Below are 15,816 nucleotides of genomic sequence, written 5' to 3'. Positions count from 1 at the left end.
GCCGGCCGCCCGTCGAAGGATCTCACCCCCCGAACGACCGCTGCGCACGCAGCGGAAAGGACGAACCGTATGACGACCCAGCCTCCCGGCGCCGGGAGTATGACGACGCGGCGCCCGCGCCGTCGGCAGATCGGTCGGGCGTTGGCGTTCGGTCTCGTACTCGCGACCGCCGTCATGACGACCGGAACACACGCCACCGCCGCATCGCAGGCCCAGAACGCCCCTGATCTCGGGCCGAACGTCACCGTCTTCGATCCCAGCATGCCCGTCAGCTCGATCCAGGCGACCCTCGACGCGAAACACGCCGCCCAGGTCGACAACGAGATGGGCACCACGCGCCACGCGTACCTCTTCAAGCCCGGCACCTACGGCACCGCGGAGCAGCCGCTCCAGATCAAGGTCGGCTACTACACCGAGGTCTCCGGCCTGGGCGCCTCGCCCACCGATGTCGTCATCAACGGCAAGGTCGAGGTCTACAACCGCTGCCTGGAGGGCGGCGGGACCGGCAACTGCCTCGCGCTCGTCAACTTCTGGCGTACCCTGTCCAACCTGTCGATCAACATCAACGCGGCCGGCCAGGACGGCTGCCGGGGGTCGGCGAACTTCTGGGCGGTCTCCCAGGCGGTGTCCCTGCGCCGTCTCAACATCGGCAGCGGCAACCTGTCGCTCATGGACTACTGCACCGCCGGCCCGCAGTACGCCAGCGGGGGCTTCATCGCCGACTCCAAGCTGCCGTCCGTCACGAACGGATCGCAGCAGCAGTGGCTGACCCGCAACAGCGAGGTCGCCGGTTGGTCGAACGCCGTGTGGAACCAGGTCTTCTCGGGCACCGTCGGCGCCCCGGACGACTCGGCATTCCCGAACCCGCCGTACACCACCCTCGAGACCACTCCCGTCAGCCGTGAGAAGCCCTACCTGTTCGTCGACGAGCAGGGCGACTACAACGTCCGCGTGCCCGCCGTCCAGAAGAACTCGCGCGGCATCACGTGGGCCAACGGCATGACCCCGGGTCAAACGCTGCCGATCAGCGACTTCTTCATCGCGAAGCCGTCGGATTCGGTGAAGACCATCAACAGTGCCCTCAAGAGCGGCAAGCACCTGCTGCTCACCCCCGGCGTGTACGACATCGAGAAGAGCATCGACATCGAGCGCCCGAACACGGTCGTCCTCGGCATCGGGCACGCCACGCTGACCGCCGTCAACGCCTCGACCCCGATCGACGTCGACTCCGTCCCCGGCGTGATCGTCGCCGGCGTGACCATCGACGCGGGTCTCAAGAAGTCGCAGGTCCTGCTGAAGGTGGGCAAGAAGGACAAGAGGAGCCACAGCACGGCGGACAACCCGATCACCCTGTCCGACGTGTACTTCCGCGTCGGCGGACCCCACGTCGGCAGGACCAACACCGCGCTCGAGGTCAACAGCGACCACGTGCTCATCGACCACACCTGGGTGTGGCGCGCCGACCACGGTGTCGAGGGCTTCACCGACACCCAGCGGTGGAACACCAACGACGGCCGCAACGGCGCCATCATCAACGGCGACCACGTGACCGCGACCGGCCTGTTCGTCGAGCACTTCCAGCGGCACAACACCATCTGGAACGGCGAGGACGGCACGACGATCCTCTACCAGAACGAGCTGCCGTACGACCCGCCGACCCAGGCCGACTGGATGGACGGCGACGTCGAGGGCTACGCCGGCTACAAGGTGGGCAGGCACGTGAAGAGGCACCTCCTCTACGGCGGCGGCGTCTACGTCTTCAACCAGAACAACCCGCAGATCCACACCGAGAACGGCTTCGAGGTCCCGCAGACCCCGGGCGTCAAGCTGCACCACATCATGACCGTCAACCTGAGTGCCGGAATAATCGACCACGTCGTCAACGGCGTGGGCGAGGCGGCCGACATGACGAAGGTCGGCGCACCGGTCTACATCACGGACTACCCGGCCCCGTAGGACCCCGCCCCGGTGGGCCGGAACCTCCGGCCCACCGGGGATCTCACGGGCAACTCGTCGTACGGAGCGCAGGGGCGCCAAGAGCAGCGCAGGGTGGAGAGGTCAGCGCAACGCTGGGCTCTTGAAGGACACGTATCCTCGCGTGGTGAAGGTCATCCGCGGTGCGGCCGGTGCCCTCGCGCTGGGTGCGGGGTTCGGTACGGCCACCTCCCTCGTCAAGGAGGTGTCCTACGGGATGGCCGGAAGCCCGTTGGTGGACGTGGGCTGGGCATGGGTCGTGAAGGTCGCAGAGGTGGCGAGCCTGCTACTGGACGTCGGCTGGGCCTGGGCGGCATTGGCAGTGGCAGTGGCAGTCGGGTGGCTGGTCGGTGCGTGCACCCGAGGGGCGGTCGCGGGTGTTCTGGCGTTAATCGTGGCCACAGTGGCGTACTACTGCGTGGAGTCCGCCTTGGGGGGTCAGCCGTTGGCCTGGCAGTGGAGGGTGATGCTCCACTGGTGGCTCGCGAGCCTGCTCTTCGGACCGGTGCTGGGCGCTGTTGGTGCGGTCATCAGGCACCCCGGAGTGATCGGCCTGCTTGCCAGGTTGTACGAGGTCGATCTGATCCTCCACCGACGTCGCCCCGAGACGGTCGCGGCCATGCTGACCGAGGCCGGATTCATGACCTGGTGACCGAGGGGGAACGCGGCGCCGGGGTCGTCGAGCTGGTCGACCGGATCGTGGAGAACGACCTGGCCGACGTGGACGTGGCGCGCCACCACCTGCTGCTGGGCACCGACGACGCCGGAGAGGTGCGCTTCCCGCCGTACGGCATGCGCGTGCTGGTCGCCGAGCCCTCGCACAGCGGCAAGTCCACCGTCACCGCCGCGTTGCTGGAGCGGATCACCAAGGCCGGCTACCGAATTGCGGGCTGGTGATCCGGCCTTTTAGGCCGGGGGTGAAGGCCCGCGCAGGAGTGCCCGCTAGGGCTCGACCGTGCCCTGACCTGGTTGGTCTTGCTGCTCGATCCACTACATGTAGGGCACCAGGACGGCGCGGGGTTCACCGTGGCGCTCCACGATGGTGGGTTCGCCGGTGAAGTGGGCGACGTTGATGCGGCGACCCAATTGGTCGCGGAGTTCTCAAACGCTCATGCGCTTAGTTATAAGACGTGGTGCCATTGGTGCCATGCAGCTTCGTTTCAATTACCGGGCTTACCCGACCGCCGCCCAGCGCCACGCGCTGGCCCGGGCGTTCGGGTGCGCCCGCGTGGTGTTCAACGACGGACTGCGCGCACGACAAGACGCCCACGAGGCGGGCCTGCCGTACATCTCCGATGGGGACCTGTCCAAGAAGGTCATCACCCACGCCAAGGCGTCGCCGGACCGGGCCTGGCTGGGCGAGGTGTCCGCCGTGGTGTTGCAGCAGGCGCTCGCCGACCTCAACACCGCTTACCGCAACTTCTTCGCCTCGATCACCGGCAGACGCAAGGGGCCGAAGGTCGCCCCGCCCCGGTTCAAGTCGAAGAAGGACAACCGGCAAACGATCCGGTTCACGAAGAACTCCCGGTTCTCCCTCACGACGGGCGGGAAGCTGCGCCTGCCGAAGATCGGCGAGGTGCCGGTTCGCTGGTCACGTGATCTGCCGTCGGAGCCGTCGAGCGTGACGGTGATCAAGGATGCGATTGGGCAGTATTTCGTGTCGTTCGTGGTCGAAGCCACCGACAAACTCTTGCCGGACGTCGCGTCGGAGGTTGGTATCGACCTGGGGCTCACGCATTTCGCGGTGCTGTCCGACGGCCGCAAGATCAGCAACCCGCGTATCCTGCGGCGCGCGGCGAAGAAACTCCGCAAAGCGCAGAAGGCGCTGGGCCGCACGCGGAAGGGTTCAGCGAACCGGGCCAAGGCCAGGGTGAAGGTCGCCAGGGCGCACGCCCGGGTGGCCGACACGCGCCGCGACTGGGCACACAAGCTATCCACCACATTGATCAGCGAAAACCAAGCTGTGTATGTGGAGAATCTTGCCGTGTCCGCTCTGGCGCGCACGAAGCTCGCCAAGAGCGTGCACGATGCGGGCTGGTCACAGTTCGTCGGCATGCTGGAGTACAAGGCCGCCCGGTACGGCCGGTACTTCGCCAAGATCGACCGGTGGTTTCCGTCGTCGAAGCTGTGCTCGGCGTGCGGAATGATCGCGGAGAAGATGCCGTTGGATGTCCGGTCGTGGATCTGCGCCTGCGGCGCGACCCACGACCGTGACGTGAACGCGGCGATCAACATTCTGGCCGCCGGACGGGCGGACAGACTAAACGACTGTGGAGGCGGGGTAAGACCACCGCTCGCGGTGGCACAGGCCGATGAAGCAGGAAGCCTCAGAGGTGCCGCATGACGCGGCACGGACTGAATCCTCGACCTTCAGGTCGGGGAGCGCGTCAACAGTTCTGCCTGATCGACCCCGAGGGCGACTACACCGACAGGATCGAGGGCGCGGCCGTGCTCAGCGACGTCCGGCGCCCCCCAGGAGGAGATCCTCCAAGTGTTGCAGGACCCCGGGCAGAGCGTCGTGGTCAACCTGCTGGGCGTGCCCTCGGCGACCGGCCGGGCTTCTTCTGTTCTGGGAGCTCGACGGCGAGCCGGTCAGGGTACGGCTGGCCCCGCCCGAGGAGGAACGCCAGAGGCACCGCCGCAAGTACGCGGCCGGCGAGCTCGGCGAGGACGCCAGCTTCTACTTCCGCGGCCCCGAGAACGCGCTGAACCTGCGGGCCGGCAACCTGACCTCGTTCTGCCGCATGGCCGAGGGCGTCGACGAGGACACGTGGACCTACCACCTGCGCCGGGGCGACTACTCGCGCTGGCTGGCCGACAGCGTCAAGGACGAGGAGCTGTCGGCCGAGGTCGCCGAGGTCGAGCAGGACTCCGGCGACTCCGGCGACTCCGGCGACTCCGGCGACTCCGCCGACGACACCAGGAAGCGGGTGCGCGAGCTCATCGAGGCCCGCTACACCGCCCCCGCCGAACCGAGCGGGATCACCTGATCCCCTTGCCGGACCGGCGTGCCGGACGAGGACGGCCTGACCCCGCCGTCCTCGCCGGACCGGCAGGAGTGAGCCGCGCCAGGGGCTTCGGTCCGCCCCGGCGCGGTTCGTCATGACGTGACGTCGGTGAGCTGGGCGTGAAGGCGCCTGCACTCGCGGACGAAGCGGATCGTCCGGCGACTGCGCGCGAACCCGGCGACGACCGGGATCTCCCCGCGCGCGCCGGTCCAGCGTGCCACGTCGGCGGCGAAGGCGACGAGTTCGGTGTGGGTCACGGTGATGCGCTGCCCCTCGCCCGGCAGCACCCCGGGCAGCAGGGCGCGCAGGATGCGCCACACCTCGTGGTGGCCGCCGGCGTCGGCCAGCCAGGTCAGGGCCTCGATGGCGGGGCCGGTCTCCCGCCGGGTGCGGCGCAGTACCAGCGCGAGCTGGCGGCCGATCGCCTCTGCGGGCAGGTCGCCCCTGGCCACCATCCGCAGGACCACCTGGGTCGTCCCGATCACGCCGCTCCCGAGCAGGAAAGCGATGATCGCCGCCGTCGCCTCGCTCACGGGGCCGTCGCAGGCGGCCAGGCGGGACAGCTCCACCGGGGTCACGCTCGCGTACCAGCGGTCGCGGAGCACGAACGGCAGCATGTTCACGGCCACCACCTCGCGGTGCGAGGGCAGCATGGCCGGCCACCCGCCGATCCCGCTGCCCAGGCCCTCCTCCGACCAGTCGAACGGCTGCCGCAGCAGCACCTCGTCGATCAGCTCGTCGCCGGTGGGCGTGGCCCGTAGCACCGGCGTCAAGCGGACCTCGGTGAAGTGCTCGGGCTCGCCGTCGCCGAACTCGACCATGGACGCGTTCACCATGTGGGTCCATCGGAAACCGCACTCCGGGTCGGGCATCCCCTGCCCGGCCAGCCATCCGGCCGCCCTGCGCGCCGCCGCGGAATCGATCTTCGCGGCCCGGTCGGCGGCGGCCGGATGGCTGCCCCGGGGCAGCCGCAGCAGCGCCTGCGCCAGATCGGCCCGCAGCGGTTCCACGCCCGCGCCCGCGCACGTCCCCAGCCGGTCGACCAGCACGTCAGGGTCGAGGTGGCCGGTCGTCCACGTCGGCGTGGCCAGCAGCACCGGCGGAGGTGTGCCGGCGCGCAGGGCCCCGTACAGCTCCGCGTATCGGGTGGCGAGCAGGTCGGACGGCGGCGAGAGACGGTTCGGGTGCGGGAGCCGGTGCCGCCGCCGCCACTCGTGCAGGGGGGGAAGCGGCCGGGGCTGGAAGGAGCGCAACCGGGGCGGGACGAAGCCGAAGGTGACCGCCACGAGCGGCTCGTCCGGGCCGGGCGGGGGCACCGGCAGGCCCTCCCGCATGGCCTTGATCCGCTCGGGGTCCACCCCCAGGTCGGCCATACGCTCGTAGGCGCGCTGCAGGTCGTGCCACGGCATGGCCTCCACGGAGTCGTCGTAGAGGACCCCGGGCTCCACTGGACGGCGCTCGTGGTGATCCGGGACGGCGGCGTCGAGGTCCTCGGACTCGTCGAACTCCTCGTACTCCTCGAATTCGTCCGACTCGTCGGGGCCCGTGTCCGGTGCCCGGTCGTCGCCGGGGGGCTGTCCGTACAGGTAGACCCGGCCGTTGGCGAAGGGGACCGGCCGGCCGGCCTCGACGGCCACGGCACCGGCCGGGCCGTCGTCGCTGCTCCAGGTGATGAAGATGACGCGGAGCGGGGTGTCGTCGTCGAGGTAGCGACCGGGACGCCAGTGGCCGGCCACCGTGATCCGCCGGTTCGGCGGCTCCAGCTCGATCTCCTCGCCACGGGCGACCGTGCGGATCGAGAACGAGCAGCTCGGGCTGTCCCAGAACTTCTGCGGGCCGACAGGGGGGATCTCCGGCAGGGTGCCGGGCGCGACAAGCTCCTCGGCCAGCACGGCCTGCCATTCGTCGGGGTCGCTGATCTCGTTCCTGTTCCGCGGGTGTCGCGTCTGCTGCTCGACGTACGGCCTCAGCCTGAGGCGCAGGTCCGCGCTGTTCTCCGCGACCCCGGAGACGAAGGCCGCCAGCCAGCGCTCCTGGCCGATCCAACGCTCGCGGTGGTCGGTGAAGATCGACGGCTCGGGGAACCGCTCCGGTGAGGGCACCTCGGGCAGCGGCGGGAACTCCTTGCTCTCCAGCAGGTCCTCGACCGGGATCTCCCCGCCGAACCGCTTGGCCAGCTTCGTGCCCAGATCGGCGGGGAGCTGGGGGATCGCGTCGAGGATCGCGTCGGTGTGGCCGGCGAACAGGCCGGCGTGTTTCAGGGTCAGCTCGGCCGCGCGGTTGCGCACGTCGAAGGACTTGTGCGCGTACGCCGTGGTCAGCGCGGTCACGAGGTCGGCGGCCGCCTCGGGAGTGGTCCGGATCGCCTGGTCGATCCAGCGCAGGCCCGTGGCGGCGAGCTTGGCCTCCTCCCGGAAGGTGAGCGCTTCGACCGCCTCGACCAGGTCGGCGTGGTCGAGCGGCATCGCCCCGCGCACCTGCCCGGCGGCCAGCTCGGCGACCGTACCCGGGGCCGACGGCAGCAACCGCAGGTAGTCGCGCAGGCGGGGCGCGGACTCCGCGGGCGCAGGGTCGAGGAGCGTGTGCAGCCGGACGAAGAACCGAAGGTCCTGCGCATCGCCGCCGCGCAGGAAACGGCTCACGCAACCGTCGAGCACCTGCTCCCTGGGCAGCTCGCGGGCGGCGGCGGCCAGCCAGCGGGTCGGCCGGGGCTCCAGCCGCTCCTCACGGAGGGCGCGCCCCGCACCGTCGGCGTCGAAGACGCGAGGCAGCAGCACGGGGGTGAGCGGGTCGCCGACCACACTCGGCGCGGCCAGCCAGGCGGCCACCAGCGGGGCGTGGTCGGGTGGCACGGCGCCGGACTCGCGCAGCAGCGCCACGGCCAGCGGCGCGATGCGGTCGGCGGGACGGCGCACCCGCCGGGCCAGCCGGACCGCGACGTCACGACGCCACTCCAGGGGGCGGGCGGCCGCCACCCGGCACACCCGGGCGACGTTGAGGTCCCTGGCCCAGCGGCGGTTGACGTCGCGGCCGGTCATCCAGGTCACCGCGGCCGCCGGGCCGGTGATGACGCCGACACCGGTCAGCAGCAGCCCGTTGGCCAGCTCGTCGAGCAGGTCGCCGACCTCCCAGGAGGCCATCTCCTCGAAGTCGTCGGGATGGGCGGCGCGCACCTGCTCGGTGCGGGCGCGGCGCAGCTCCTTGACGAGGCCGGGCAACCGCCCGGCCAGCTCGGCGCGCTCCTCCTCGGTGAGCGTGACCAGCCGGTCGGCCAGGTGGGCGGTCTGGTCGCGGGTGATCAGGTCGCGGATCTCCGTCCAGAGGGTCATCGGGAGACCTCCCCGGCGGGGGCCGCCTGGGTCACCGCGATACCGAGGGAACGGGGGGCCACGGCCGGGCCGGACAGGGCCCGGCCGCCGGAGGTCGCCGATCCGGGACGACCGTCGACCGGGGAGAAGGGCGCGGCGTGTGTGCAAGCCCGCGTCGCTGAAGTCATGGCCGGGACGTTAGATCACCCCACCGACAAACCCGGGACGCTCTTCCGCCCCTGGCGGGCGTCGGCCGGACACCGCCGGAGAGCCGTGTGCGGGAGAACCGCGACACACGGTTCGAGGCGGCGGGAGCCGGAAACAGCGTGGGAACGTGTTCCCTGGTCACAGCGGACCCCGGAGATCAACATGGGGTGACGTGGCCGCCTTCTGTCCGCGGCTGAACCGGAGCCGTCCGAGCGACTCGTCGACGGTCCGCGAGGAACTCGAACCCAGAACCCGCGGATTGAAGGTCCGCGGCTCCGCCGGTGACCGTTCTTCACGCGCGAAGGCCGGAGAGGGGCCTCGACCCGGGCGTGCGGGGAAGAGCATGATGGCCTGATGTCGTACGCTGACGCCTTCGCCCGCAGCATCGCCGATCCCGAGGACTTCTGGGCCGAGGCCGCCGAGGCGGTCACCTGGAGCAGGCCACCGCGCGAGGCGCTGGACGCGGGGGCGCCGCCCTTCTACCGGTGGTTTCCCGACGGGGAGCTGAACACCTGCCACAACGCGCTGGACCGGCACGTCGAGGCCGGTCACGGCGACCGGGTCGCGCTGGTGTACGACAGCCCGGTGACGGGCACCGGCAGGCGCCACACCTACGCCGAGCTGCGCGACGAGGTGGCGAGGTTCGCCGGGGTGCTGCGCTCGCTCGGGGTGGAGCAGGGCGACCGGGTGGTGGTCTACATGCCGATGGTGCCCGAGGCGGTGATCGCGATGCTGGCGTGCGCGCGGCTGGGGGCGGTGCACTCGGTGGTGTTCGGCGGGTTCGCGCCCAAAGAGCTCGCGGCCCGGATCGACGACGCGCGCCCCAGGGTGGTCGTGTCGGCCTCCTGCGGGATCGAGCCCGCCCGCGTGGTGCCGTACAAGCCGATGCTCGACGCCGCGCTGGAGCTCGCCTCGCACGCGCCCGCGCACTGCGTGATCCTGCGGCGCGAGCAGGCCCCCGCCGAGCTGGTGGAGGGGCGGGACGTCGACTGGACGGACGCGATGGCGAAGGCCGAACCCGCCGGATGCGTGCCGGTGCGGGCGACCGATCCGCTCTACATCCTCTACACCAGCGGCACCACCGGCCTGCCGAAGGGCGTCGTGCGCGACAACGGCGGGCACGCGGTGGCGCTGCTGTGGAGCATGGCGAACGTCTACGACATCGCGCCGGGCGAGGTGTTCTGGGCGGCCTCCGACGTCGGCTGGGTCGTCGGGCACTCCTACATCGTGTACGGGCCGCTGCTGCGCGGCGCCACCACCGTGCTGTACGAGGGCAAGCCGGTCGACACCCCCGACGCGGGCGCGTTCTGGCGGGTGATCGCCGAGCACCGGGTGACCGCGCTGTTCACCGCGCCGACCGCGTTCCGCGCCATCAGGAAGGCCGACCCGGAGGCGGCCCTGCTCGGCGGGTACGACATCTCGTCGCTGCGGACGCTGTTCCTCGCCGGCGAGCGCCTGGACCCCGACACCTACCACTGGGCCGCGGACAAGCTGGGCGTGCCGGTCGTCGACCACTGGTGGCAGACCGAGACCGGCTGGCCCGTCGCCGCCAACCTGCGCGGGCTGGAGCCCATGCCGATCAAGCCCGGCTCCCCCACCGTGCCCGTCCCCGGCTACGACGTGCGCGTGCTGCGGTCCTCCGGCGACGAGTGCGCCCCCGGCGAGGAGGGGGCGATCTGCATCCGGCTCCCGCTCCCGCCCGGCACCCTGCCCACCCTCTGGCAGGACGACGAGCGCTACGTGAGGTCCTACCTGTCGGCCTTCCCCGGCTACTACCTGACGGGCGACGGCGGCCACCTCGACGAGGACGGCTACCTGTTCGTGATGGGCCGCACCGACGACGTGATCAACGTGGCCGGGCACCGGCTGTCGACCGGGTCCATGGAGGCGGTGCTGGCCACGCATCCGGCGGTGGCCGAGTGCGCGGTCATCGGGGTCGCCGACGAGCTGAAGGGGCAGGTGCCGCGCGGTTTCGTGGTGCTCAAGAGCGGGGTGGAGATCGACCCGGAGGCCCTGCGGGCCGAGCTGGTCCTCGCCGTCCGCGAGCAGGTGGGCGCCGTGGCGGCCTTCCGGCAGGTGGACGTGGTACCGGCCCTGCCCAAGACCCGCTCGGGGAAGATCCTGCGCAAGACCATGCGCGGCATCGCGGAGGGTTCCGACGAGCCCGCCCCCTCGACCATCGAGGACGCCACGGTGCTGGACGTGCTGCGCCCCATCATCGGGCGCCGTACGACCGTGGAGGGCTGACAGTTCGCCCGCGTCCTTCGCGGTTTCGCGAAGTCACCCCGGGTCTTTCCGGAAGTTCACGCCACGGCCACGCCGGTCGGATAACCCACGCTCGGCATCAGCACGGTCACGATCAGTTCCCCTTTACGGCTTATGGCAGCGTTCCGTCGTTAAGGTTTTGTCGTGGCGAACGACGCGGACAGGCTGGTCGCCGGGCGATACCGGCTGATCGACGTGCTGGGCCGCGGCGGGATGGGCACGGTGTGGCGGGCGCGGGACGAGAGCCTGCACCGCCAGGTGGCGATCAAGGAGCTCATCCTCCCCGACCACCTGGACGCCTCCGCGCGAGAGACCCTCTACAGGCGGATGCGGCGTGAGGCCCGCGCCGCGGCGCAGCTGAAACATCCGGCGATCATCACCGTCCACGACCAGGTCGTCGACGCCGACGGCCGCCCGTGGATCGTCACAGAGATCGTCGACGGGCCCTCGCTGGACGAGGTGCTGAGGACCGAGGGACGCCTGCCGCCCCAGCGGGTGGCGGCGATCGGCGGGCGGATCCTCGCGGCGCTGGCGGTCGCGCACGCCGCCGGGATCACCCATCGCGACATCAAGCCCGCAAACGTCCTGCTCGAAGGCGATCGGGTCGTGCTGACCGACTTCGGGATCGCCGCCGTCGAGGGGGACGTCACCCTCACCGGTGCCGGTACCACCCTGGGCACCCCCGCCTTCATCTCCCCCGAGCAGATCAACGGCCACCCCGCCACCGCGGCGTCGGACCTGTGGTCGCTGGGCGCCACCCTGTACGCCGCGGTCGAGGGCCGCAGGCCGTTCAGCGGCACGACCCACGGCTCGATCTACGTCTCGATCGTCACCCGGCCGCCCGCCCCAACCGTGCACGCCGGTCCACTGGCGCCCCTTCTGGAGGGGTTGCTGCGCAAGGACCCCGCCCGCCGCCTCACCGGCCCGCAGGCCGCCGAGGCGCTCGCCGAGATCGCCGGGGGTGCCGAGGGCATCAGGATCGCCGGGGTCGCCGCCACCCCGGCACCCGATGAGTCCTCCGCCGCCCCGGCCCCCGGTGAACCCTCCGCCGAACCAGGACCGCGACCAGAGCCGGCGCCGAGACCGGAGCCGCGACCGGAGTCGGCGCCGGACGACGGCGACACCCGGATCGCCGACCGCCCCGCTCCTCCCACCCTCGCTCCCGCCCCGCCTTCCTCCCCTGCCGAACCGCAGGCCACCGCGCGCCAGGAGGTACGGCCGCCCGCCACCCTGCCGTTCACCTCCGTTTCCTCCCCCGCCCCGCCGCCCGCCGCCTCGCCCGTACCCGAGCCCACGCGGGCCGTGGCACGTCCACCCCGGCACCGGCGCGGGTTCCGCCCGGCGATCGCGATCTCCGCGGCGCTCCTGGCCACCGCCGCCACCGTGGCCTACCTGTTCTGGTCGACGACGGGTCCCGCGAAGGTGACCGAGGTCGCCCAGCTCAGGGGGCACACCGAGCGGGTGAACACGGTGGCGTTCAGTCCCGGCGGCGAGACGCTGGCCGGCGGCGACGGCGACGGCGCGGTGATCCTGTGGGACCCGCGGACCCGGCGGCCCATCGGTGATCCCATGGAAGGCCACACCAGGGCGGTGGAGGCGATGGCGTTCAGCCCGGACGGCAGGCTCCTGGCCAGTGGCGGCAACGACAACGAGGGGACCGAACCCGGCGACCACACGGTGATCCTGTGGGACGTCGCGACCCGCCAACCGGTCGGCGACCCCCTCACCGGCCACACCGACTGGGTACGGTCGGTCGCCTTCAGCCCCGACGGCAGGACCCTCGCCACCGCCAGTGCCGACAAGACGGTGATCCTGTGGGACGTCGCGACCCGGCAGCGGATCGGCGACCCCCTCACCGGCCACACCGACTGGGTGCAGTCGGTCGCCTTCAGCCCCGACGGCAGGACCCTCGCCACCGGCGGCGACGACGCGGCGGTGATCCTGTGGGACGTCGCGACCCGGCAGCGGATCGGCGACCCCCTCACCGGCCACACCGATCTGGTGCGGTCGGTCGTCTTCGCTCCCGACGGCGGGACCCTCGCCACCGGCGGCCGCGACATGACGGTGATCCTGTGGGACGTCGCGACCCGGCGGCCGATCGGCGAGCCGCTCACCGGCCATCCGGAGGAGATCCACACCATCGCGCTCGGCCCGGACGGCGGGACCCTCGCCGTGGGCACCGGCTCCGCCGTCCGGCTGTGGGACCTGGCGACCCGGCGGCCGATCGGCGCCCCCCTCACCGGCCACGCGGGTCCGGTCTGGTCGGCCGCCTTCGCCCCCGACGGCGGGACCCTCGCCACCGGCGGCGACGACAGGACGGTGATCCTGTGGGACACCTCCTCGCTGACCGGCTCGGGCACGGCCGTTCCGTGGCCGTGGCTCGCCGGGGCGGGCGCGCTGGTCGTGGCGGCGGCGGGAGCGGTGGTGGTGATCCTGCGGCGCCGTGGCGGGCGGGCTCCGTCGCCCCGGAAGTCCCTCTGAATCGCTCGGAGGAGCCACCGGGCGCAGTTGGTTCGTCTTCGCGGGCAGTGCCACTCGTCCTTCAGGCGTTCCCGCCCCGGGTTCACCGCTGATTGTCGCCGCCGGGGACGCGAACTCCGTCTGCCGGTGGGAATCGGTCGCCCGGCCGTCGCAGCCGTGCGTCGCCACCGGGGATTCCGGGACGCGAAGCCACGTTGTCAGGCACGTAGAGGTGCGTCTGGATGTCGCCGGGCTTCGTGCCGGAGTCGCCGCCCCGGGCCGGCGTCGCCGTCCGCGCCCGGGGTCCCCGGACGACGAGACCGGCCAGGGCGACGATCACCGTGGCGATCGCCGCCCCGCCCCCGATCGGCACCGTCCGGTGCCGTCTCGTGATTCGGCTCTTTACCGGCCTAGCTCCTGGCCCACTTCTGGTTGTTGCCGCCGTGGCAGGAGTAGAGCTGGATCAGGGTGCCGTTGGCGGTTCCGGTTCCGGCGGCGTCCAGGCACAGACCCGACTGGACGTTCGCGATCGAACCGTCCGAGTTGACGCGCCACTTCTGGTTGTTACCGCCGTGGCAGGCGTAGATCTGGGCCTTGACGCCGTTCGCGGTGCCGGCGGCGTCCAGGCACTTGTTGCCGTAGACCCTGAGTTCCTGCGCGGAGGTGTAGGTCCACTGCTGGTTGGGGTTGGTGTGGCAGTCCCACAGCTGGACCTGGGTGCCGTCGGTCGTCGAGGCGTTCGGCACGTCCACGCAGCGGCCGGAGGCCACGCCCCTGATCTGCCCCCCGGTTCCCGGGGTCGGCGTGACCGTCGGGGTGACCGTCGGAGTGGGCGTGGGGTTGGGGGTCGCGCTGTTGAGCGCGTTGAGGACGGAGTTGTAGGCGGCCTTCTTGTTGCCGCCGCTGTCGAAGAGCAGCGGGCTGGTGTTGGCGCCCAGCCAGGAGTCGCTGTCGCGCACGCCCCAGACGGTGATGCCGGTGCAGCGGGCCACGGCCAGGCAGTCGTTGGTGACGGCGGCGTAGGTCTGGGCCGAGCCACCCTGGATGTCGAGCTCGGTGATCTGCACGTCGACGCCGAGGGCGGCGAAGCTGGAGATGGTGGTGCGGTAGTTGCTGTTGTAGGCGCTTTGGCTGTTGAAGTGCGACTGCAGGCCCACACAGTCGATCGGCACGCCGCGCGCCTTGAAGTCGCGGACCATGTTGTAGACGGCCTGGGTCTTGGCCCAGGTCCAGTTGTCGATGTTGTAGTCGTTGTAGCAGAGCTTGGCGGCCGGGTCGGCGGCGCGCGCGGTGCGGAAGGCGACCTCGATCCAGTCGTTGCCGGTGCGCTGCAGGTTGGAGTCACGCCGGCCACCGGAGTTGCCGTCGGCGAAGGCCTCGTTGACCACGTCCCAGGCGTAGATCTTGCCCTTGTAGTGGTTCATCACGCCGTTGATGTGGTTGATCATCGCCTGGCGCAGGTTGCTGCCCGACATGGCCTCCATCCAGCCCGGCTGCTGGGAGTGCCAGGCCAGGGTGTGCCCGCGGACCCGCTTGCCGTTCTGCACGGCCCAGTTGTAGATCCGGTCGCCGCTGGAGAAGTTGAACTGGTTCTGGTTGGGCTCGGTGGCGTTGATCTTCATCTCGTTCTCGGCGGTGATCATGTCGAACTCGCGGTTCGCGATCGTCGTGTACTGCGAGTCGCCCAGTTTGCTCGCCGAGATCGCGGTGCCGAAGTAGCGTCCGCTCTGCTGGGCCGCCGCGCCCAGCGTGGAGGCGGCCGCGTCCGCGGGAACCGACGCCATCATCGCCGCACCCAGGACACCCACGACGCCGACGACGACGGCCCTGCGGAGGACACCGAGATGTCGGTACGCGGACGACGCCGAAGCTTTCATACTCATGCCTGACTCCATACTGAAATCACGGAAAGAGGAACGCGGGGAACCCGGCGGACGACGCCGCACCCCGGCCGGAGGCGCACACCACGACGGCGTCATGACCGGCGGCCCTCACCGATCACCACATCGGGTAGGGCCGACCGCCTTGAGTGCTCAGTGTGGAAACGTAGCCGAAACATGTCAACATAAATACGAAACTTTCGGCTTCATTGAGTCAGCTCGTTGGCGTCAAAACTGGCACGATCAGGCTGCTGCGGACCGCTTTCCCTCAGTGAGTCAAACAAATTTCCCAGGCATCGCGAGATGAAAGTTTCATTTTGTATTCGCAACTTGCGGATGCCAGGAGCGCCCGTACGGACGAGTGACACCTTTTGGCACGTTCGAGCACGGAGGGCCACCGCCCCGACGGAATCCGGGCCCGCCGTACTCACGCACCACCGTCACCGCCGTCACCGCCGTCACCGCCGGAGACGTGGGACGCCGGAGGCACGACGGTCCGCGCGCCCCCGGTGGCCGCGTGGCCACCGGGGACACCGGGGACACCGGGGACACCGGGGACACGGCCACCGGGGGCACGGCCACCGGGGGCACCTTCGTCTTCCTGTCCCGGGGAACGAGGTGCTAGGGCCTGTACGGGGTTGAGATCAGAAGGATTCGTATGCGCGGTGCTCTGCCGTGCTGGTAGGCCATCACCATGGCGCGTGGAGACCTCAC

Annotated in this window: 9 protein-coding genes; 7 read left to right on the top strand and 2 right to left on the bottom strand. The window is 70.8% G+C overall.

Annotated elements, in window-relative coordinates; all coding sequences use genetic code 11:
- Window positions 1-174 precede the first annotated feature (174 nt).
- From ACFYWM_RS42410 to ACFYWM_RS42390, 5 genes are all read left to right on the top strand, one after another.
- Window positions 175-1,956: an adenylyl cyclase gene (locus ACFYWM_RS42410; protein ID WP_389926830.1), complete on the top strand. Its 1,782-nt coding sequence runs from the start codon at window positions 175-177 to the stop codon at window positions 1,954-1,956.
- Between the two features lie 145 nt (window positions 1,957-2,101).
- A complete protein-coding gene (locus ACFYWM_RS42405; RefSeq protein ID WP_389926827.1) occupies window positions 2,102-2,626 on the top strand; it encodes a hypothetical protein in 525 nt (174 codons plus the stop codon).
- Window positions 2,623-2,871 carry a hypothetical protein gene (locus ACFYWM_RS42400; RefSeq protein ID WP_389926824.1) on the top strand — a complete coding sequence of 83 codons (249 nt, stop codon included), beginning with the start codon at window positions 2,623-2,625 and terminating at the stop codon, window positions 2,869-2,871. The genes ACFYWM_RS42405 and ACFYWM_RS42400 overlap by 4 nt, the downstream gene beginning before the upstream one ends.
- A 250-nt stretch (window positions 2,872-3,121) precedes the next feature.
- On the top strand, window positions 3,122-4,318 hold the full coding sequence (locus ACFYWM_RS42395; RefSeq protein WP_389926822.1) for an RNA-guided endonuclease InsQ/TnpB family protein: 1,197 nt from the start codon (window positions 3,122-3,124) through the stop codon (window positions 4,316-4,318).
- A 400-nt stretch (window positions 4,319-4,718) separates the two neighbouring features.
- Window positions 4,719-4,964, top strand: a complete 246-nt coding sequence (locus tag ACFYWM_RS42390) for a hypothetical protein (RefSeq protein ID WP_389926819.1) — start codon at window positions 4,719-4,721, stop codon at window positions 4,962-4,964.
- Between the two features lie 110 nt (window positions 4,965-5,074).
- Here the strand turns inward: ACFYWM_RS42390 and ACFYWM_RS42385 are convergent, their stop codons facing one another.
- Entirely contained in the window at window positions 5,075-8,311 is a 3,237-nt protein-coding gene (locus tag ACFYWM_RS42385; RefSeq protein ID WP_389926817.1) for a hypothetical protein, read from the bottom strand.
- Between the two features lie 540 nt (window positions 8,312-8,851).
- Between ACFYWM_RS42385 and ACFYWM_RS42380 the strand changes: the two genes are divergently transcribed.
- Together ACFYWM_RS42380 and ACFYWM_RS42375 are read left to right on the top strand one after the other, a co-directional pair.
- Complete coding sequence (locus ACFYWM_RS42380; RefSeq protein ID WP_389926814.1) at window positions 8,852-10,744, top strand: propionyl-CoA synthetase; 1,893 nt, start codon at window positions 8,852-8,854, stop codon at window positions 10,742-10,744.
- A 162-nt stretch (window positions 10,745-10,906) separates the two neighbouring features.
- The gene (locus ACFYWM_RS42375; protein ID WP_389926811.1) at window positions 10,907-13,243 is read left to right on the top strand and encodes a WD40 repeat domain-containing serine/threonine protein kinase; all 2,337 of its coding nucleotides are present in this window, start codon (window positions 10,907-10,909) and stop codon (window positions 13,241-13,243) included.
- Window positions 13,244-13,632: 389 nt separating this feature from the next.
- Here the strand turns inward: ACFYWM_RS42375 and ACFYWM_RS42370 are convergent, their stop codons facing one another.
- Window positions 13,633-15,105, bottom strand: coding sequence for an endo-1,4-beta-xylanase (locus tag ACFYWM_RS42370; protein ID WP_389926807.1), 1,473 nt, complete (start codon window positions 15,103-15,105; stop codon window positions 13,633-13,635).
- Window positions 15,106-15,816: the final 711 nt, after the last annotated feature.

The organism is Streptosporangium sp. NPDC002721, assembly GCF_042888905.1.
Lineage (GTDB): Bacteria > Actinomycetota > Actinomycetes > Streptosporangiales > Streptosporangiaceae > Streptosporangium.
The sequence above is the reverse complement of the archived record's forward strand: the minus strand, read 5'-3'. Positions and strand labels throughout refer to the sequence as shown.